We start from the raw sequence: 19,001 nt of genomic DNA on the forward strand, positions 1-19,001 counted from the left end.
GCCAATATTTCGGGAATGCTCGAACCCACAGCGGAAAAATGGGGAAAGGCTTTCTTATTCCTATCAATAGAGGCCGTCCAAAGATATAAATCCTTTAACGTAAAAATGCGACGGGCGCCCCGAGCGCTTTTTTATGCATTCGTTCCGTTATTGTCCTTTGATCTCCAATAATTTCAATCTTAGTTCGTTTTCCATGGAAGCCAGTTCTTGCTCGGCCAGACGGCGTTTGTTCCGTCCTTCCTCTTGAATACGCATCGTTTCTTCGAGCGTTGTGATTAAGCTTTCCTGGGTTTTCTTTAAGGTTTCAATATCAACCAGGCCGCGTTCATTCTCTTTAGCTGTCTCTATGGTATTTGTTTTTAACATTTCTGCATTTTTTAAAAGTAACTCATTAGTTGTCTTTGAGACCTGTTTTTGTGCCTCAACAGCATGGCGCTGTCTAATCAATGTCAATGCAATCGCCACCTGATTTTTCCACAACGGAATTGCCGTCATGATTGAAGACTGAATTTTTTCCACCAACGCTTGATTCGTATTTTGAATCAGACGAATTTGCGGCGCGCTTTGAATCGTGATTTCCCGACTAAGTTTAAGGTCGTATAACCGTTTGTCCAACCGGTCCGCAAATTGGAGCATATCTTTCACTTCTTGAAACTTCATTTGATCATCCGTTGTTTCAGCGGCTTTTTTCAGCTCCGGGATTGTTTTTTCATTCATCTCTTCCAGCTTTATTTCACCTGCTGCAATATACACATTTAAAGCATGGAAATACTCTTTATTTGTTTCATATAGCTGCTCTAACAATTTGATATCGGATAACAGGACATTTTTACTCCGTTCCAGCTTTACGCTGATTCGATCAATCTGGGCCCCAGTTTTTTGATATTTGGAGAGTACTTCCTGCATAGAGCCGGAAATTTTCCCAAACATACGCGCAAAAAAGGATGGTTTCCCATCCGTCAGTTCATCCGGATTTACCTCGTTAAGCCTTTTCATTAAATCATTAATGATTTCCCCAACCTCACCGATGTCCTTTTTCTGAACATGCTCAAGCATCGTGTGGGAGAAGGATAAAAGCTTTCCTTGGGCCTGCGTTCCGTACATGATCATCGCCTGATGGTTTTTCGGATCAATCTGTTCGGCGAGCTGAAAGGCCTTTGCCCGGTTTTCCTCAGGAATCACATCAATTAGCTTCTTCGGCTTCTCCTCTTGGAACTGTGGTGATGAGGAATGTGCCGGGGCCGCCGGTTGGTCTCCGAAAGGATCCGCGAGAATATCATCTAATAAATTTCCGTTTTTGTTGAGCCGGATAGAGTTTTTTTCTGTCATTTTAACCACCTATTTTCTTCAGGGAATTTAGTATCCTTATGCTTTTTTAACGAATGTTTTGCCACATCAATTTCAAAATTCAAGTGATCAATATCATCGGAAATGATATGATACAAATCCTCTTCCAAGAGCTTGGATAGTTCATTTAATGTTCGGCGGGTTTCAATTAATGATTGGTCAAGTTCCCTGCTTTTTTTAGGCTGCGCAGATAAAAATCCATACTTTTCGGAAAGCTCAACAACTGAATCTAAATGAGAAAAATAAAATTCTTCCGCTTTAAAAAAACGCTTTGGTTCCTTTTTAGTTAGCTTGTATATTTTCTTAGTGATCCGAAGAACATCGATCCGCTGTTTTACAGATGATAGGTCCCTAATCTGAAATAGTCCTTTGTTCATGCGGTGGATTTTCCGCCTTGCTTCAGCTAAATTTTTCCGAATATATCGATATTCCCGCCGTGATAGCTGCTGTGTCTTTAAAAAGCCTGCAGTCATAAAGATGCCGAGGATTAAATGAATCAGGACCCCGCCTGCTATTGCATAAACCGCCGACAGAAGGAAGGTTTGATGGAACACAAAAAAACTAAACAGCCATGTCAATCCGGTAATAGGAACTGCTACAAACGACCGAATCAACAACGAAATTATAGGGTTCATGATTAATCGACTCCTAACCTAATAATCCATTATATTGATACGAATCAAACTAATGAATGTTTCATTACTTCAACAATACACGAAAAAACTCCTGCATTCCATGGACTACATATGTAAACAAATCTAAGACTTGAGACGTATTTGGTGCCTTTTTTAATGCCTTTTTTGGTGCCTGTCACCGTTCGTGGACATTTATATTAATTTGTCTTTATACAGTGGACACTAAAATTTATATAAATCGAATCAATGGAGTCTATTCTTTGGAATTTTCGTTAATGCTTTAAAAGCTTATTTTATTTTCATGTACAAAATAAAATTCCTTCTTTTTGTGAATAAGGACGATGAATAAAGGGGGGGCCTGTCACCGTTCGTGGACATTCCATCCATTCTATCCACCTACAGAGGAAAGTTTCAAAGTGCCAGGCAAATATATAAAAAAGAGTGAACCGTATAGTATGGTCCACTCTTTTTCCCTTTTAGTCCCTATCAATATAACCCAAAAATTCTTTTATTAAAATGGCCTTCCAAAATTGGTTTGCTACAGCTTGATATCCCTCAAGGCTTAAATGTATATTTAATGAGTTTGGAATGTATGTCTGGTAGTGTTTTGCGATGACTTTTTCAGTCGGCACAAAAGTATCACCGTTCACCTTTGAACTCACTTGAATGGATTTATTTAATCCGTCCAACATTGGTAAAAGGGCAGCTTGTTGTTCTTGAGGATAGTATGGGAATGGATTATAAAACAGTATAATTGGTATTTTTTCTTTGAGGACAAATACAGTGCTTTGAAGCGGGTTTACTTTCTATGATACCCATAATAAAAACCATGGCGATACACCGCCTTCAACCTGTCCCCCTACAGTGGACAAACCAAACAATTTGTCCACGAACGGTGCCTGTCACCCCCCGTTCAATTTGACCGCTTCCCGGATGCTTCCGTCGGTGATATCACGATGGGCTTGAAGGTCGGAGATGGTTCGGGAGAGGCGAATGATTTTAATTTGTGTCCTGTTGCTCCAATTTTTCTTCATGGACAATTGATGAAGAGTTCGCTTCTGTCCTTCGCTCAGGGGACTTGTTCTTATTAAAACATCGTAACCAACCCGACTATTACATATTTCCTTTCCATAGCGGTCGTATTGTCTATTCCTCGCTTCTTCCACCCTCTTGCGGACTTCTTTTGAGGACTCCCCATTACCCGCTTTTATTTTAGTAAGATCTACTTTCTTCATCAAAAGATTAATATCAAACCGATCTCGCAGCGGCCCTGAGAGCTTGTTTTGGTAGGAAAGAATTTGCTTAGCGGTACAGGTACAATAATGAGAATTTGAACCTGAATATCCACAAGGACAAGGATTCATCGCGGCTATTAATATAAACGAAGCCGGATATGATATCGATGCGTGAGTGCGGCTAATGGTAACGTAGCCATTCTCTAACGGTTGGCGAAGCATATCCAGTGTTTTTTTCGAAAATTCTCCAATTTCATCAAGGAATAGAACACCGCGATGTGAGAGCGAAATTTCTCCCGGCTTTGGGTATTGACCGCCGCCAATAATAGAAACCCCCGAAGCGGAATGGTGAGGATTTCGGAAAGGAGGTTTTTTTGTATAAGGGATTGTGTTCCCGCTCAACTGGTACAAGCTGATCATTTCGAGTTGAGCCTCTTTTGTTAAGGAAGGTAAAATCGATGGAAAGCTTTCTGCTAGCAGACTTTTTCCGCAGCCGGGCGGACCTGTCATTAAGACATGGTGCTCCCCGGCTGCCGGCACCTCCAGCGCATTTTTCGCAAAGCCATGACCAATGACCTGTTGGAAATCTAAGTAGGGGTCAAAATCACTGTTATCCTTTGGTGAAGTTTTTTGAAAAAATGGAGCTGCCGTTTCACCTGACAAATGATGAATAACTTCTCCCAAAGAGGAAACGTAAACAACGTCCAATTCATCAAACTCCAGCACAGGAAGTTTTTCATCAAAAGGCATAAAAAGCTTATGTAATCCTAACTTTTTTGCTGCTAACACTGCAGGAAGCATACCTGCAACCGGCTGAATTGACCCATCCAACGATAGCGCCCCGATAAAACCCGTACCGTCCGAAATCGCTACCTCCAGCTCATGCAAGCTCAAAAGCACACTGATTGCCATCGGAAAATCGAACATCGGACCGCTTTTCTTTTGCTCGGCCGGCGAAAGGTTAATAATGATTTTTTGACCTGAAAGGGTATATCCCAGTGATTGTAGTGCGGCAATAATCCTTTCTTTCGATTCTTTGACCGCGGCATCAGGCAGCCCGACAATTTTGAACGAATCTGCTCCTACATAGCTTCCCACTTCCACATTAACGCGGTACCCTTCCATTCCTTTTAGACCAATACTTGTCACTTTTGCCCACATGGCTGCTCCTCCATTCCAACTGATTCTGAAAAAGAAGGACCTGTAAAGGGGGCTTTTACAAAATTCTCATAGTGAATAGATTGCGGAAAGGGAAAGTATGAAAGAATGTGTTTCACAGAAACAAGCGGGTGTACTTCGCCGTAAATAAAATTTCGGTAACTGCTCCATGGATAATTTTCAGGGGCGTCCACTATCCCTGCTTTCACTGGATTCAAATGAATATATTTGCTAACATCAAGCTCATACTGCGGAGAATCAATTAGCTCAGCGTTATACCTTTTTTCAAATACATGCCTGTAAAATCGTATTTTTTGTTAAAGTACTTCGCATATTTAGTATTAATATTTCTCATGATGGTGCTGGGCGAAGTGTTTGTGGTTTCGAGCTGTAGGTGAGTATGATTTGTCATGAGGCAAAAGGTGTGGAGAATAAAGGGGGAAGTGCACATCGTTTCTTCAATTATGCTAAGGTATTTTTCCTGGTCTTCACCATAAAAAAAAAGCGAAGACCTTCTTATTCCTCGACTAGTGATATGGAATTTCGCACCATGAAACCAGGCACGGGGTTTACGTCCCATTAGAAGCACTCCTTTTTCAATTTTGTGTGAAATAATCAAATAAACAACTAAGGCACCATTGAGGATAAAAGGGGGAAACAGGTGGATATCATCAACTAGTTCCATTCGACACCTCCTACAAAAATCCTGCTAAATTCTCAAAAAAATTAATTCTCTTTATGTCCTCTCTATGCGGACAAATCATTAAAAGTGTCCACGAACGGTGCCTGTCACCGTTTGTGGACACCATTTCACTTAAACTTTCATATAAAAATATGAGGTGATAGAAATGGTAAAGATATTTATTGACCCTGGTCATGGCGGTGCAGACCCGGGGGCAGGCGGAAACGGCTTATTCGAGAAAAATGTTACGCTGTCGATTGCCACAAGAATTCGCGATATATTGCAAAATGAATATCAAAATGCATCGGTCAAAATGAGCCGTACAGGAGATCAAACGGTTTCGTTGAAAGAGCGGACTGATATGGCGAATACTTGGGGTGCAGACTTTTATCTGTCCGTTCATATTAACTCAGGCGGTGGAACCGGATACGAGGACTATATTTACATCAAAATATCTGATAATTCCCGTACCGCAGAAATCCAGCGCATCGTACATTCTGAAGTTCTAAAACTGAACGGGCTTTCCGACCGGGGAATAAAAAAGGCGGATTTTCATGTGGTTCGCGAGTCATCTATGCCTGCAATGCTTTCGGAAAACGGCTTTATTGATACAGCCTCTGATGCTGCAAAAATGAAAGACACAAATTGGATTGAAAATGTGGCACGCGGTCATGTTAACGGTCTTGCAAGGGCATTTTCTCTGCAGAAAAGCAATAATTCAACTCCGGCTCAAGCTCCTTCCTCTACTACAGCTTCCACAACCGGAAGACAAAAAAGAACACTTTACCTTCCTGCTAATGCCGATACATGGAGAATTTATCCTCTAAATGTTGAACCGGTCAAAGTAAATGCACTGGCAGACCGGTTACACCCTAGCAAATTCGGAGGTCTTCATTACGAAATACTAGGAGAGCCACAACCAAACGTCTATATTATTCAAACTGACCAATTTGGTAAAGTCCAAATCTACGGCGGTCCCGAAACGGGTGCTGTTGTAAAATAAAAACAAAAACTCCAAGTCTCCATTTTTGTTGGCTTGGAGTTTTTCGGATTTGCCTTATGATTCGGACTATCGCCGCATCACCTCCGCTTTACCGTTAAACCGCTCTAATACCCTTCAAAGCTAAAAAATCTTTGATTTCATGCTCATACGGCATTGCTGGTGCGGTTCCTATTTTTGTGACGGATAAGGCCGCGACAGCTTGACCGAAGATCATTGCATCCCGCACGGGCAACCCCTTGCTTAGCCCAAAAGCAAATCCGCCATTGAAGGCGTCACCAGCACCGGTTGTATCGACGGCTTCCACCTTAAAACCAGGCACGAGTTCTCCTTTTTCTTTACCGTTGTAAAGAAACGCTCCTTTGCTGCCCATAGTGATAATGACCGTTCCAACACCCATTTCATGAATCTTGCGCGCCGCCGCAAGCGCTGTTCCTTCGTCAGTAACCTCAACGCCGCTCAATTCAAAGGCCTCGGTTTCATTTGGCGTAATATAGTGGACATTGTAAAGAATATCTTCTGGAAACTTCTGAAATGGGGCTGGATTTAAAATAATCGGAATGCCATTATCACAAGCCAATTTTATTGAAGAGACAACAGCTTCAATACTAGTTTCCAATTGCAGAAGCACGATGTCTGCTTCTTTAATTTCCTCTTCCGCTTCTAATACATCTGCTTCCGTGATTGTTCCACAAGCCCCTAAAGACACAACAATGCTATTTTCACTTCTATCATCCACGGCAATCAACGCCGCGCCTGTAGCCTGCCCAGGATCAATTTTAATAAACTGAGTATTCACGTTTTCGGTAATAAAATGCTTTAATGCTTCCCTTCCAAAAAGATCATCACCCAATTTGGTAACAAATGTAACATCTGAACCACATCTTGCCGCAGCAGTTACCTGATTTCCCCCTTTTCCCCCAGGCCCCATCTTAAACGGCCCCCCAAGAACGGTTTCTCCGGGCTTTGGCAGATGCGGAGTGCGGCTCATTAAATCAACAACATAGCTTCCAACTACAACAATCTTTGACATAATTCCCCTTCCCTTTCTTTCCTTTTTAAATGTCTCAATTATTTAAAATTTTATTAAATCAGGGCTGCTCCCCGATTATCCATTCCAGTCCACCGTCCGTGTACAAAAATAGCAACTTGTCCACGGACGGTGCCTGTCACCATTTAATCAGGATCCCTGTTTTATCGTCGTGCTGTTTGAAGCGAGGGTCTTCCTAACACACAGGGTCTTTCTCCTCTATCTCTAAAATCGTTTTTTCTAAATGGGCCTCAACGGCCTTTCATGCTAAAATGGAATTCCCTTTTAAAACTCTTTGCAGGAGCCCCCCTTTCTCTTCTTGCAACACCTGGCTAGTAATCCCTGAGGCAATTGATCCCGAAAGTCCTCCTAACCCGGTAGCACCATCGATTACAGCAAAGATTCCTTGCTCTTCATTGACTACATATGTATCTTCATTTATATCCCAGCTGCCTTTTCGGTAGATTACTTCAATGTTAGAAATCAGCCTTAACCCCTCCAAAAAAAGACTCTACACTATATCTTCCATCTTAACAAAAAGGAGACAGATAGTCGCGAAACTATCTGTCTTTTCCACGTGGACAAAATCTTGGTTTTGTCTACGAACGGTGCCTGTCACCAAATACCAAAAAACCTTTTTATTCTATTAACCCAATTGCACAATCTGCATCGAACAGTGGATTGACATATAGTTATGAAATCAAATGGAATTGCTTGTTTGTAAGGAGGGGGAGGAAGTTCAGCATCTAGATTATTTTTAAATGGAGTATAAACGGGTTCGCCTGAAGAATTTTTTTCATTTTCGATGGAGTTTATTACAGCCTGTCCTACAGCTTTTCCAAGTTTCAGACCCTCTTCTATATCAGCCATGAAATGAACGCCTCCATAAATACGGGAAACAGAGCATTCTTCTGCCAGTTCCTGCAGGCGATCGGCCTCTGCCGGGAAAAAGTAGCTTAAGACTGTTGCAGCTGCACCGGCAGCCATTGCATGTCCGGAAGTATAAGTAGGATGACGCGGTGTGCATAGAATCGGTTCCAAATCAGGATCCAATTGAATTGGTCGGGCTACGTCGAATCGATATTTTATTGACCAACTAACAATTAATGCATCCTGAATCGCATTCTGGGTGATTGCTAGAATTCTTGCAGCTCTTGGCGTTGATAGAGAAATAGGTGGCAATGGTGTAGCTGTAATCGTATACCTATCAATTAATCGATCGATGATTGGCGTCCATTGCTTCGTTACCTGTCCCATCCCCCAATATATGGCGATGCGCTCCTGCTTTGGCGTAAGCTTGTCCAATACACCTTTTACAACTTTCAGCTCACTGCTCCAATCAATCGAAGCAGGATCTCTCACATCAGGGAGAGGATTACCATAGAGGTCCGTAAACCATCCATCATCATTTCTTTTTAAAAATACTAACGGCCATGTGCCTGCAAGAGGTTCTTCGGGGTTATTAGGAGGAAACGCTTGCCCGCCATTGGGAAGATGGAACCAACGCGGATAGTTAAATTTCAATAGTATAACACCACCTTTTCAATTAATAATATAGAATATTAAAATGATAGAGTTTGGTGTTAGGATATTCATTCAATTTACACAAAAGGTTCCTGACAACGATTTTCTTATAAACATTCCGTTTCTTCGATAGCATTCGGGTTTTCCAAGCTGACCAAACGTTTAATATATAAAGAAGTGATGCATCAAAAAAATGTTGTCATTCTCTTTAAAAACATTTTAAAACTGCACTGGCATATCGCCTCAGGCGAACCCATTAATAGAAAAGAAATGGTGCTATAACCCCTCAACCTTACCGAAGGACTAGCCTCAATCTGACGCTTGAAATCATCACCGTATTAAAGCTAGTCTCTTCTGCCATTTGTCCACACAGGGCGGACATTTTTGCAACTTGTCCACGGACGGTGCCTGTCACCCGATGCATATTTGGAACACGGCCCCTTTAGGCTGTCCATTGAAGGCTGTTATTGTTCCGTTGTGGCCTTCGATGATGGCTTTGGTGATGGCTAAGCCAATTCCCGAGCCTCCTGCATCACCGCTATAGAATCGTTGAAACACTTTCAACTCTTCTCCCGCAGCAAATCCTGCCCCATCGTCAGTTATCTCGATGATGATTTCCTTCCCGCCCGTCACAAAGCTTTTCACTACAATCTTCGATTCAGCGTACCGTATGGCGTTCCCTATTAAATTAATAAACGCTCTCTTCATCTTCTCACAATCCATGAGAACTTTTCCCGTAACATGATTATCAACTAAAATTTCTATTCCCCTTTGTTCGGCTATCGCCCCCACACTCTCTACCGCTTCTCGAATAACCCTATCCAGTGACTCCTCTGCAAAGCTGAACGACTCCTCAATACTCTCCAGTTTCGCCAAATAGGTGACACTCTCCACGATTTTTTTCAGGCGCTGACTTTCAGCGATAATCACATTTAAGCTATGTTTCGCATCTTCGCCCGTCACTACGCCATCGAGGATTCCCTCTGCATTGCCTTGAATCGCCATTAACGGTGTTTTTAATTCATGCGAGGCATTTTGAAAAAACACTTTTTGATCCTCATCATAACGCTTCATTTTCCGCGATAAGGCATTAAAGCTGTCGGCCAATTCACCAATTTCATCCTTCGTATGAATGGAAATTTCCTTGTTCGTGCCCCGCACCGTATAATTTTTCATATGGGCAGATAACAACCGAATCGGTTTCGTTAAACTTTTTTCAAAAAATACTCCTAAAAAAAGGGCAATAATAGCAGAAATAATTAAACTAATCAGCTGCGAATTTCGCATCAGCTGATTAATTTCTTTAATGTCCTCAATTCTTGCAAACAGGGTAACATACCCTTTTATCCTGCCATTTTTCGCGGAAATCTCCACTGTTTTCGTAACAAACTTCCGCCCGGGCCCTTTACTCTGCTCCTCTATTTGCGCTAAATTAACTTCCTTCAGGTCCGAATAGATGATATCCTGATTTCCTGTCCAGATGATCATTTTAGATGACGTCAATCGCTCGGAAATGGCCAGTACCTTTCGATTTACAAGCTTTTGTTGAACCGAGGAACTAGAGAGTGCCCCCTTGCTAAGCAATTGGCTAATCACCTTTGCTTCTTTTTGAAGCTCCTGCTCCGTTCCATTAATTAAATATCGTTGCGAGATGAAGTGGAACGAAAGGCTGGTGATAAAAAAAATGCATATAATCAAAAGAAAATACGTCAACAACAGTTTTGAGCCAATTTTAGTCATCGATACGGTACCCAAATCCCCAAATCGTCGACAATTCCACCGAAGAATGTTCTATTTTTTTTCGAACCCGCTTGACCAAATCATCGATAAGTCTGCCGTCGCCCGCAAATTCGTAGCCCCAAATAAATTCCAGCAATTCTTCCCTCGTAAAAGGCTTTCCTTTATTCTTCGCCAGAAATAAAAACAAATCGTACTCCTTTGTTGTCAATTTGATTTCCTGTCCACCCTTTTCTATGTACCTTTTATCGGTATCAATCGTTACATCGCGGATGGTAACAATTTGCTGCACGCCGCCGGCAGATTTTTCAATCCGTTTAAAAATATTTTTTATCCGAACCATTAGCTCTCTCGGACTGAACGGTTTGGTTAAATAGTCGTCACCGCCAAGCTCCAGCCCCAAAATCCGATCAAACTCGCCGTCCCGTGCCGATACAAAAATAATCGGAATATCGCTCGTTTTGCGGATTTCTTTACAAAGGTCCAACCCATCAATATGAGGCATCATAATGTCAATAATCAACAAATCAGGTTTTAATCGCAACATTTCCTGATAAACATGCTGTCCATCGGAAAAAAGCGTCACTTTATAGCCTTCATTTTCAATGTATTTTTGCAAAATATCGCGAATATTTTTCTCATCATCTACCACAAATACATGCTTCAACTCTTTCACCTCGCATCCATTATATATAAAAAAGAGATAGCTTTAAAACACTATCCCTTTGGCAAAATTATTAAAGATTTGAGCCGTCCTTCTTATTAAAGATATCGATCAGTTTATTTAATTCATCGAGCTTCGATTTCAATTTTTCATTAATTTGTTGATCTGTTGAAATAAGCTTGTTAAATTGGTCACTTCCCTGACCATCATTGTTTTTAATCGCATCTCTAAGCGCCTTTCTTTCATCTTTGCTATCTGTTAGGAGCGGCTTCATTTCTTTATTTATTGAATTTAATTGTTGTCTAACGTCCTTAGCTTGCTTAAATTCGGCCTTATTGCCGCTATTTTTTGCAGCAACTAGCAAATCAAGGAGTTGATCTCGTTTTTGAATCATTTGCTTTCTTAAATCCAGTCGCTCTTCCCGCAGTTGATTTACCTGATGGATTTGACTGGTATACTTGCTGAGAACCTGCAATCTTTTCCCGCCGAGAGGGTGGGTAGCAGTCTTGCCTGCACCTGTTACCGTATTTGTAGCAGTGGTCGGTTGATTTTGATCCGCGTAAACACTATTGATACCGTAAACACCACCTGCAAGCACAATGGCTCCGATACCGGCAATGATTCCTTTTTTCACTATCATCTCTCCCTACATTTGTCATTCAACTTCATTCTAAGTATAGACAAAGGGTTCGGAATAACCTTGGTAGAAATGTGTGAAAAGTGTGTGAAAAACGGACAGGGTATATAGTTAAATTCAGTGTCCTTTCCACACAGACAATCCCTCAAAAGTGTCCACGAACGGTGCCTGTCACCATATCACTGCAATTCTAGCGGCCTTAGCTTCGACTCTATTTCTTCACGGCGCGGCTCTAAAAATGGCGGCAGGGCTAGGCGTTCACCCAATGATTCAATTGGTTCATCGACATCGAATCCCGGTGTATCGGTCGATAATTCAAAAAGAATGTGGTTCGGCTCTCTAAAATACAAAGCCTTGAAATAGTAGCGTTCCACTTTACCTGAATTCATCAAGCCAAAAGATGAAATTCGCTTGACCCAATATTCATATTCCTCTTCATTCGGCACGCGGAAGGCTACATGGTGGACACTGCCTCGGCCAGGGCGTTCTCTTGGTAAATCCGGCCGGGTTTCAATGTGCACCTCAGCGCCCGTACCGCCTTCGCCTGTTGCATACACTTGAATATCCGGAAAATCGCCTGCAAGTGACGGATAGGATCCAACATGTCTGAAACCCATCATTTCCGTTAAGACTCCGACCGTTGGTTCCGAAATGGCAAGCGTTAAGGTAACCGGACCTAAGCCAAGAATCGCATGTTCCCGAGGTACCTCGCTTCCTTCCCAAGGCACTCCTGCCCGAACTCCCGCTTCACCATTATCCGCCACCAATATTAACCGTGTGCCATCATAATCTTGAAACGCCAGCGTATCCCGATTGGCTCTTTTGACAATCATTTCATGGATAATGCCAAATTGTGTAAACCGTTCTTCCCAAAACAAAAGAGAATCGGTGTCCCTCACCCTAAGTGAAGTCGAAGAAATACTCGACACTCCCGGATACGTATGCCCAAGCCCTGGTATATCAAAAAAGGTAATCTCCGTCCCCGGGCTTCCATTCGCATCACCATAAAATAAATGATATGACTCTGTATTATCTTGGTTTACTGTCTTCTTGACCAATCTCATTCCTAATACTTTCGTATAGAATTGAAAGTTTCTTTCCGCTTTTCCAGTTAAAATCGACACGTGGTGCAAACCTAATAATTTCATGGTTACTCCTCACCTTCCGAAAATATCTCGAATTCGAGATAATAATAACAAACACGATTATAACTGTCAACTTCTTATTTTCGGACAAGAGCCAGCATCAATTCCCGCTTCTTATCTTAATAAAATAACCTCGGTTTAATCCCGAGGTTATTCGTTAGAAATATCAATTTTATTTTATGGGATACAGTTATTGAAATTTTTTAAGCCTTTCAAATGAGACAAGATTTAACAAATTGATTTTATTCTCTTTTCCAATGGTTTTTATCTTTCCAAAAAAAGTTCCAAGAAACTCTTCCCAAACATATCCTAAATTGTTTTTGGATTCTTGATTTTCCTTCAACGATTGAATGGTCAAACGGATGGCTTGCTCCAAATGGGAAAGTGCCTGCTTTAATTGAACAATCACCTCATTGTCTTTCTGCTGTTCCATGCTACCCCTCCTCTTTAAGCCAATCGAATTTTTTATTGAAAAATTCGATTTTGATGCTCCGTTTCAACAACTTCACTCTCAATAAAAATATCGTTATCAAGACTTTTTCTAAGACGTTCAAACTTTACCTCTGCCGCTAAATCCTCAATTCCTTCTTTGGTAATCACGACGAAATATTTCATTTGCCTTGTTAAATCACGAGCTATTGGGCGAAGCGTTTCCTTAATGACAGGAATTAAAGCTGTTGCCGCAATGGCAATTGCAGATCCTACTACAACTCGCTGAAGATTTCTTCCAAACACAACTAAACCTCCTTAAGTAAAAATGACATTAGTTCATTTCTTCTCATTTCTTTCTTGTTTTATACCCAAATTATGCAACTGCCAGCCCGTTCTTTGAATTTACTAAAGGCCTGCGGGAAATCCATATCTTTGAAACTGGTTTTGAGAGTCTGGCCGCTGCCATGGCAACTAATAAAATTGGTCCCCAATTCCATAGAGGAAGTGCAACCGTTTTAAAGATTCCAGCTAGTGGCGGAATATATATAACGCCCAGAAGTGATAACCAAGAAATTCCCAAGGCTCCAACCAAGAAACGATCCTTTTTCAAATCATTGATAGATTCACCAGATCCAGCTTGTCTCCATGAGAATGTTTGAATCAGTTGTCCTGCCACTAATGTCGCGAAGGCCACGGTTTGAGCGGAGGCTATTGTCATGCCAGCTCTTATGCACCAAATAAATAGTCCAAGTGATCCAGTCCCTAAGATAGCGCCGCGTGTAATGACCTGCTTGTAAAGATCACTATCAACGATTTCCTGACGTTTTGTTTCTTTGTTTTTCTTGCCTGGATTTACCGCCAGAATCATTGCAGGCAGAGCATCTGTCAGCATATTCATCAGTAATATTTGAACCGGCACGATTGGCAGCGGCATTCCAGCCATCACAGCCGCGGAAGAGGCCAGTATTTCAGCGAGGTTTCCACTAAGCAGGCAGCCAATGGCTTTTCGGATATTCCCTATGATTGTTCGTCCTTCTTTTACTCCGTCCACAATGGATCCAAAATGATCTTCCTTCAAAACCATATCCGCCGTTTCTTTTGTAACCTGGGTGCCGGTTTGACCCATTGCGATTCCTACGTCCGCCTTTTTGATGGCTGGGGAATCATTCACACCATCGCCTGTCATCGCGACGATATGTCCCTTTTCCTGAAGCGTCGTGACGATTCTGAGTTTATGTTCCGGAGTTACTCGTGCATAAATGGCGATATCATCAATAATATCTTTCAACGCTTCATCTGAAAGATGATCGAGCTCCTGTCCTGTTACCACTTTCTTTTTATCATCAAAAATGCCAATTTGTTTGGCAATCGAAAGCGCCGTTAACGGGTGATCGCCGGTAATCATCACTGGTTTAATACCAAGCTCGACTGCTTCCCGAATACTTCTTTCCACTTCAGGTTTTGGCGGATCGATCATCCCGACCATTCCAACAAAAATAAGATTCCGATCTACATCATCCATCTTACCGTCAAAATTATCCAACTCTCGGTAGGCAAATCCTAATACTCTTAGCGCCTGACTTGCAAGCTGATCATTTTTCTCAATAATTTGGCTGCGAATCTTATTTGTTAATGAGTGAGCCTTACCGTTTGTTTGATAATGGGTGCAATGGTGCAATAGTTTCTCCACTGATCCCTTTGACATGACTAGACATTGGTCTTCATGTTCATCTTCATGACAAACAACACTCATTTTACCGCTTGTGGAATCAAACGGAATTTCTCCAGCCCGTTTCCAATGGGTATGGTTTTCCCTAAACACTCCTCTTTTCGCGGCAAGAGAAAGAAGGGCTCCTTCGGTCGGATCGCCTTTTACATTCCAGCGGCCATCCTCTTGATAGAGCTGGGAATCATTGCAGTGTAAGGCAATGCTTAAAAGTTGATCAACCTCTTTCGAAGCTGTTTTTCCATGATTAAGTCCAATAATGGTACCTTCAGGGTGATATCCGTCACCCGTTACTTCAAATTCTTGATCTATGGTAACGATCCGTTTTACAGTCATTTCATTCTTTGTTAACGTGCCTGTTTTATCTGAACAAATAACAGTGGTTCTTCCCAGTGTTTCTAAAGCGGAGAGCTTTCGAACCAGCGCCTTTTTGTTCGCCATCCGGAAAATACCTGCTGTAAGGGCAAAGGTAATGGTGATTGGGAGACCCTCTGGAATCGCAGAAGCTGTTAATGCAACAGATGTTGTCACCATTTCTGTGATCGGTATCCCTCTTAATAACCCAGTAACAAAAACAATAGCGCCAACAATGAGAGCGCCCTTCATAAACTTTTTACTAATCGCTGTCACTTGCTTTTGAAGAGGTGTTGTATGATCTTCATCTTCGGAAAGCAGAGCCAATAAATGCCCCATTTCGGTATTTTTGCCTGTTTGAACCACAACGGCGATACATTTCCCGCGAGTAATGTGCGTGCCCATATAAAGAATATTGGTCCGATCCGTGATAGGCGTACCCTCAGTTAAAACTGCATCTTTCTTTCCAACAGGAAGAGATTCACCCGTTAACGCCGATTCATTTGCTTCTAAATTCCAAGCTTGGAGAATGCGAAGATCCGCCGGAATCCGGTCCCCGGCCTCTAACTCAACAATATCCCCAGGAACTAAATCATAAGCTTCAATTTCTTTTAGGATGCCATCTCGAACGACACGGCAGTTTGGAGGCACAAATTGACTCATTGTCTCCACGGCCCGATCAGCTTTTCTCTCCTGGAACGCTCCAATTCCTGCATTAATAAGAAGAATGGCGCCCATGATAATTCCATCGAATAAATGCCCGGTAAACGCACTAAGAAGGGCAGTGGCCCCTAATACCTGGGTCGTGAATTCTTTAAACTGGCCCAGATACGTTTTCATCCAATGAGAACGTGCTTTTGAAACCAATTGGTTCTTCCCGTATAAAGGAAGAGCCTGTTTTACTTGTTCTGTACTCAGCCCTTTATGTGCATCTATTTTATAGTATCGCAGAATTTCTTCTGAGCCCTTTGTGTGCCATGGAAATTTACTAATACCTTCATTGGATCCGCTCTCCTGCTTCTGGTACGGCGGAGCAAACCTTCGTTCTGTCCAATTTTTTGCTTTAGACATAAAGGTTAATGAAAGTGCATCACCAATCAGATTAATGAGAGGTGCACTTATAATCATTGGAAAAGCTATGATGGACCCTGCCACATTCCATATTCTTGTGATCAATATATTGCGTTTTACTATTTTTCTTAAATCCTTACTGTTTTCCATTGTTTTTGTAATACTGCTCAATTGTCCAAATGTACAGTATGGATAAAATGAAATAACCTTGTTGTTTTCAGCTATTTTATCTTTAACAACAACAAGTACCTCTTCGCGTGAATTAATGTTTAGGTCTTGATGTGAAGTCAGTTGAACCCCGTATTCCATTAAATTTTTTTCAAGATTATTGAGGGTACCCTTTAATTCATTGTTAACAACGGCGACTTTTCCGCCAGGTATATGAGTTAATAGTGGTATACATTCTTTACGGATGGCTCCATTAGCAGTTAGCAGTGATGCATCTTCAAAAACAACATATTTAGTTCGTGCCAATTGATAAACAGAACCGTTTATTGGGATAGCTTGATTGTTTTCCCTTGCCACATATTCAGCTTGCTTCCATGCGTATTCTGTTGAAATAATTATTGGACGTGGATTAGCAGCAAGCAATACCCCTAAAGAAACTATTGGATTACGAGTAACAGCTAACGCAGCACCTGCCCCGATAAAGCCAAGCTTACTAGCCCTTCGGCTGTACGCATCAATTTCTTCTGTAACAAATTCTTGATCCATTAATCCATTTTTATTAGAACTCGCTCTTTTCCAATTCAAATATTGGATCAAGCTCAATGCTGCCAACACAATTAAGTTTTCCCTAATAAGGGCAAGAGTAAGAGCGCTTGCTGACAGCAGTAAATCAATATTCACCCTTCGACCCCGCCAAAATTTCTGAAGACGCCTTTTGATAAAAGAGTATCCTGTGCTGACAGACAGGGCAGCAGCTAAGTAAAAAGCCAGTGGATGTCTGGCCAGTATGGATCTTCCGAAAAACAATTGTTTAATTCCTAAAATTCCCAATCCGGACACCGAGAGAGCTAAGGGCAATGGAACTTTTTCGTCTGCAGGCGCCCGTGCCAATTGATTCTTAGGTAAATATCTTAAAATAGAACTTACAATTTTTTGTGAAGCTCCTTGGTTCTGGGCCCTTTTAGTAGGAAAATCGTAAGTAGCGGCAACTTGAGAGAAACTAGGCACTTCTGTATTTTCTGCATCCTCATTTACTTCATTAAATCCGTAGAATTGTTTAAAAATCTTTTCTTCAAATTGGGAAATATGCAGGCACATTTCCTCAAGAGAAATAATATTTTCATCATATTGTAAAAGAATTTTCCCTGAAATGATGTTTGTTTCTACATGAAGAATTCCTTTTATTGAAGAAAAAGCTTGTTCAAAGTGTAAAGCTATATCAGGATTATTTTTCAAACCATAAAGCTCGGTTCTCAATCTTCCTGATATAACATGGTAGGACCTTTTCTTTATATCTAATTCCATTTTTGCCTGAGACCTCCTGCTGGTAACACTACATCATTTCTAATGAATAACTTTTATTTTTAACCCTTTAAGACAAACTATTCATTTCTTAATAAAAATTTTTGCATTAAGGATAATTTTTGCATGTTTGGGAAATGATTTAATAAGTAAAAATGAGGAGGGTTATAAAATGTTTAAGCGCTTATTTTCATTAAGCAATCCGCTAGGTATTGCGTTCACTGCAGCAGCTCTAATACTAACTTTGTCTCCTGAGGCAAGGAAGGGAACAAGGAAAGTACTGGTTAAGGGTGCTGCCGCATTACTGTCAGTTGGAGATCAAGTGAAAGGATTAACCGTTGGAGCAAGAAAAGAAATAGGCCATATCGTTGAAGACGCTAAAGTTGAAAAAGAACAAATGGTTCTGCCCGATTTTTCGGAAATGATTAAAAACGCAGGCGATTCAACAAAAACAAAAATGAATCAAGTGTTTGACGATATGAAAATTAATGTAGAAAAAGCAACATCCGGTCTGGCTCATGGCATGGAGATGAGTAATGAGCTTGTGATGGATAACCTAAATGACGTTCAAGAAAATGTAGTTCATAACCCAGTCCCTGCCCCCAAAAAAATAAAGAAAACTAATATAAACAAGAACAAAAACATGTCAATGAATAAAAACGTTCCAAATGTATTAAGTAATAAGGCCTATAATTCTTTGGTTGGAAAATCGCCATTTGAATCATAGGCCCCCACAGATATATATCAAAAAAAGGGGAATCCCGTGATTCCTCTTTTTTGTGATCTAAGTAAGTTTAGGCCTTTCCTCAACCGTTAAACGGTTATTAATAACAATCTGATTATTAAATACTATATGACCAGCATGATGACCGGCATAATTTCCGATCCAATTCCCGACCATACTGCCAATTAGTGCGCCTAAAATGGTTCCAGGTCCCGGTAATACCGATGAACCAAGGATTGCACCATATTCAATGCCAGCCATGGTACCTAAACTCCCTGTAACATTTTTAGAAGTTTGAATCGCATATTCCTTTTTATTCATATGGCCTGATGTCATAGCATGAGTATCTTTTAATTGCGCCATAGCCCCAGAAATTAATCCAGCCCATAGCGATGCTCCTTTAAACATACAAATAAACCTCCTTCCCATG

17 protein-coding genes and 1 pseudogene are annotated in these 19,001 nt (G+C 41.2%); 2 read left to right on the forward strand and 16 right to left on the reverse strand.

Going from position 1 to position 19,001, the window contains the following annotated elements; translation table 11 throughout:
* Window positions 1-147: 147 nt before the first annotated feature.
* The 5 genes from J2S10_RS11205 to J2S10_RS11225 all read right to left on the reverse strand — a co-directional run bounded on the left by J2S10_RS11205 (window position 148) and on the right by J2S10_RS11225 (window position 5,060).
* A complete protein-coding gene (locus J2S10_RS11205) occupies window positions 148-1,329 on the reverse strand; it encodes a toxic anion resistance protein (protein ID WP_307407649.1) in 1,182 nt (393 codons plus the stop codon).
* Complete coding sequence (locus J2S10_RS11210; RefSeq protein ID WP_307407651.1) at window positions 1,326-1,982, reverse strand: 5-bromo-4-chloroindolyl phosphate hydrolysis family protein; 657 nt, start codon at window positions 1,980-1,982, stop codon at window positions 1,326-1,328. Before J2S10_RS11210 ends, J2S10_RS11205 begins: the two co-directional genes overlap by 4 nt.
* A gap of 476 nt (window positions 1,983-2,458) precedes the next feature.
* Window positions 2,459-2,674 carry a hypothetical protein gene (locus J2S10_RS11215; RefSeq protein ID WP_307407653.1) on the reverse strand — a complete coding sequence of 72 codons (216 nt, stop codon included), beginning with the start codon at window positions 2,672-2,674 and terminating at the stop codon, window positions 2,459-2,461.
* Between the two features lie 210 nt (window positions 2,675-2,884).
* Window positions 2,885-4,378 (reverse strand): YifB family Mg chelatase-like AAA ATPase, encoded by a 1,494-nt coding sequence (locus tag J2S10_RS11220; RefSeq protein WP_307407655.1) that lies wholly within the window; start codon window positions 4,376-4,378, stop codon window positions 2,885-2,887.
* A gap of 259 nt (window positions 4,379-4,637) precedes the next feature.
* On the reverse strand, window positions 4,638-5,060 hold the full coding sequence (locus J2S10_RS11225; RefSeq protein WP_307407658.1) for a transposase: 423 nt from the start codon (window positions 5,058-5,060) through the stop codon (window positions 4,638-4,640).
* A gap of 163 nt (window positions 5,061-5,223) precedes the next feature.
* On the opposite strand from J2S10_RS11225, the pseudogene J2S10_RS11230 reads away from it, so the two are divergent.
* Window positions 5,224-5,781, forward strand: a pseudogene (locus J2S10_RS11230) (N-acetylmuramoyl-L-alanine amidase family protein); the annotation flags it as partial.
* A 373-nt stretch (window positions 5,782-6,154) separates the two neighbouring features.
* On the opposite strand, the gene rbsK reads toward J2S10_RS11230, so the two are convergent.
* The 10 genes from rbsK to J2S10_RS11280 all read right to left on the reverse strand — a co-directional run bounded on the left by rbsK (window position 6,155) and on the right by J2S10_RS11280 (window position 17,850).
* Entirely contained in the window at window positions 6,155-7,090 is a 936-nt protein-coding gene (gene rbsK / locus J2S10_RS11235; protein WP_307407660.1) for a ribokinase, read from the reverse strand.
* Between the two features lie 259 nt (window positions 7,091-7,349).
* On the reverse strand, window positions 7,350-7,589 hold the full coding sequence (locus tag J2S10_RS11240; protein ID WP_307407662.1) for a hypothetical protein: 240 nt from the start codon (window positions 7,587-7,589) through the stop codon (window positions 7,350-7,352).
* Window positions 7,590-7,702: 113 nt separating this feature from the next.
* Entirely contained in the window at window positions 7,703-8,611 is a 909-nt protein-coding gene (locus tag J2S10_RS11245; RefSeq protein WP_307407664.1) for a phosphatase PAP2 family protein, read from the reverse strand.
* 411 nt (window positions 8,612-9,022) lie between these two features.
* Window positions 9,023-10,351, reverse strand: coding sequence for a sensor histidine kinase (locus J2S10_RS11250; RefSeq protein ID WP_307407666.1), 1,329 nt, complete (start codon window positions 10,349-10,351; stop codon window positions 9,023-9,025).
* Window positions 10,344-11,015, reverse strand: a complete 672-nt coding sequence (locus J2S10_RS11255; protein WP_307407669.1) for a response regulator transcription factor — start codon at window positions 11,013-11,015, stop codon at window positions 10,344-10,346. The genes J2S10_RS11250 and J2S10_RS11255 overlap by 8 nt, the downstream gene beginning before the upstream one ends.
* Before the next feature lie 70 nt (window positions 11,016-11,085).
* Window positions 11,086-11,646, reverse strand: a complete 561-nt coding sequence (locus tag J2S10_RS11260; RefSeq protein ID WP_307407671.1) for a hypothetical protein — start codon at window positions 11,644-11,646, stop codon at window positions 11,086-11,088.
* A 182-nt stretch (window positions 11,647-11,828) separates the two neighbouring features.
* Complete coding sequence (locus J2S10_RS11265; RefSeq protein WP_307407672.1) at window positions 11,829-12,797, reverse strand: ring-cleaving dioxygenase; 969 nt, start codon at window positions 12,795-12,797, stop codon at window positions 11,829-11,831.
* Window positions 12,798-12,984: 187 nt separating this feature from the next.
* Complete coding sequence (locus J2S10_RS11270) at window positions 12,985-13,227, reverse strand: hypothetical protein (protein ID WP_307407674.1); 243 nt, start codon at window positions 13,225-13,227, stop codon at window positions 12,985-12,987.
* Between the two features lie 32 nt (window positions 13,228-13,259).
* Window positions 13,260-13,529: a DUF5132 domain-containing protein gene (locus J2S10_RS11275; protein ID WP_307407676.1), complete on the reverse strand. Its 270-nt coding sequence runs from the start codon at window positions 13,527-13,529 to the stop codon at window positions 13,260-13,262.
* 70 nt (window positions 13,530-13,599) lie between these two features.
* Complete coding sequence (locus tag J2S10_RS11280; protein WP_307407678.1) at window positions 13,600-17,850, reverse strand: cation-translocating P-type ATPase; 4,251 nt, start codon at window positions 17,848-17,850, stop codon at window positions 13,600-13,602.
* Between the two features lie 169 nt (window positions 17,851-18,019).
* Between J2S10_RS11280 and J2S10_RS11285 the strand changes: the two genes are divergently transcribed.
* Window positions 18,020-18,574 carry a hypothetical protein gene (locus J2S10_RS11285; RefSeq protein WP_307407680.1) on the forward strand — a complete coding sequence of 185 codons (555 nt, stop codon included), beginning with the start codon at window positions 18,020-18,022 and terminating at the stop codon, window positions 18,572-18,574.
* Window positions 18,575-18,631: 57 nt separating this feature from the next.
* On the opposite strand, the gene J2S10_RS11290 is transcribed toward J2S10_RS11285, so the two are convergent.
* Window positions 18,632-18,979: a glycine zipper domain-containing protein gene (locus J2S10_RS11290; RefSeq protein WP_307407682.1), complete on the reverse strand. Its 348-nt coding sequence runs from the start codon at window positions 18,977-18,979 to the stop codon at window positions 18,632-18,634.
* Between the last annotated feature and the right edge of the window lie 22 nt (window positions 18,980-19,001).

The sequence above is a fragment of the Neobacillus ginsengisoli genome, from assembly GCF_030813055.1.

Bases quoted from the DNA above. Each gene is read 5' to 3' on its own strand.
- J2S10_RS11205 (WP_307407649.1), bottom strand. From the start codon at position 1,329: ATGACAGAAAAAAACTCTATCCGGCTCAACAAAAACGGAAATTTATTA.
- J2S10_RS11210 (WP_307407651.1), bottom strand. From the start codon at position 1,982: ATGAACCCTATAATTTCGTTGTTGATTCGGTCGTTTGTAGCAGTTCCT.
- J2S10_RS11215 (WP_307407653.1), bottom strand. From the start codon at position 2,674: ATGTTGGACGGATTAAATAAATCCATTCAAGTGAGTTCAAAGGTGAAC.
- J2S10_RS11220 (WP_307407655.1), bottom strand. From the start codon at position 4,378: ATGTGGGCAAAAGTGACAAGTATTGGTCTAAAAGGAATGGAAGGGTAC.
- J2S10_RS11225 (WP_307407658.1), bottom strand. From the start codon at position 5,060: ATGGAACTAGTTGATGATATCCACCTGTTTCCCCCTTTTATCCTCAAT.
- rbsK (WP_307407660.1), bottom strand. From the start codon at position 7,090: ATGTCAAAGATTGTTGTAGTTGGAAGCTATGTTGTTGATTTAATGAGC.
- J2S10_RS11250 (WP_307407666.1), bottom strand. From the start codon at position 10,351: ATGACTAAAATTGGCTCAAAACTGTTGTTGACGTATTTTCTTTTGATT.
- J2S10_RS11265 (WP_307407672.1), bottom strand. From the start codon at position 12,797: ATGAAATTATTAGGTTTGCACCACGTGTCGATTTTAACTGGAAAAGCG.
- J2S10_RS11270 (WP_307407674.1), bottom strand. From the start codon at position 13,227: ATGGAACAGCAGAAAGACAATGAGGTGATTGTTCAATTAAAGCAGGCA.
- J2S10_RS11280 (WP_307407678.1), bottom strand. From the start codon at position 17,850: ATGGAATTAGATATAAAGAAAAGGTCCTACCATGTTATATCAGGAAGA.
- J2S10_RS11285 (WP_307407680.1), top strand. From the start codon at position 18,020: ATGTTTAAGCGCTTATTTTCATTAAGCAATCCGCTAGGTATTGCGTTC.
- J2S10_RS11290 (WP_307407682.1), bottom strand. From the start codon at position 18,979: ATGTTTAAAGGAGCATCGCTATGGGCTGGATTAATTTCTGGGGCTATG.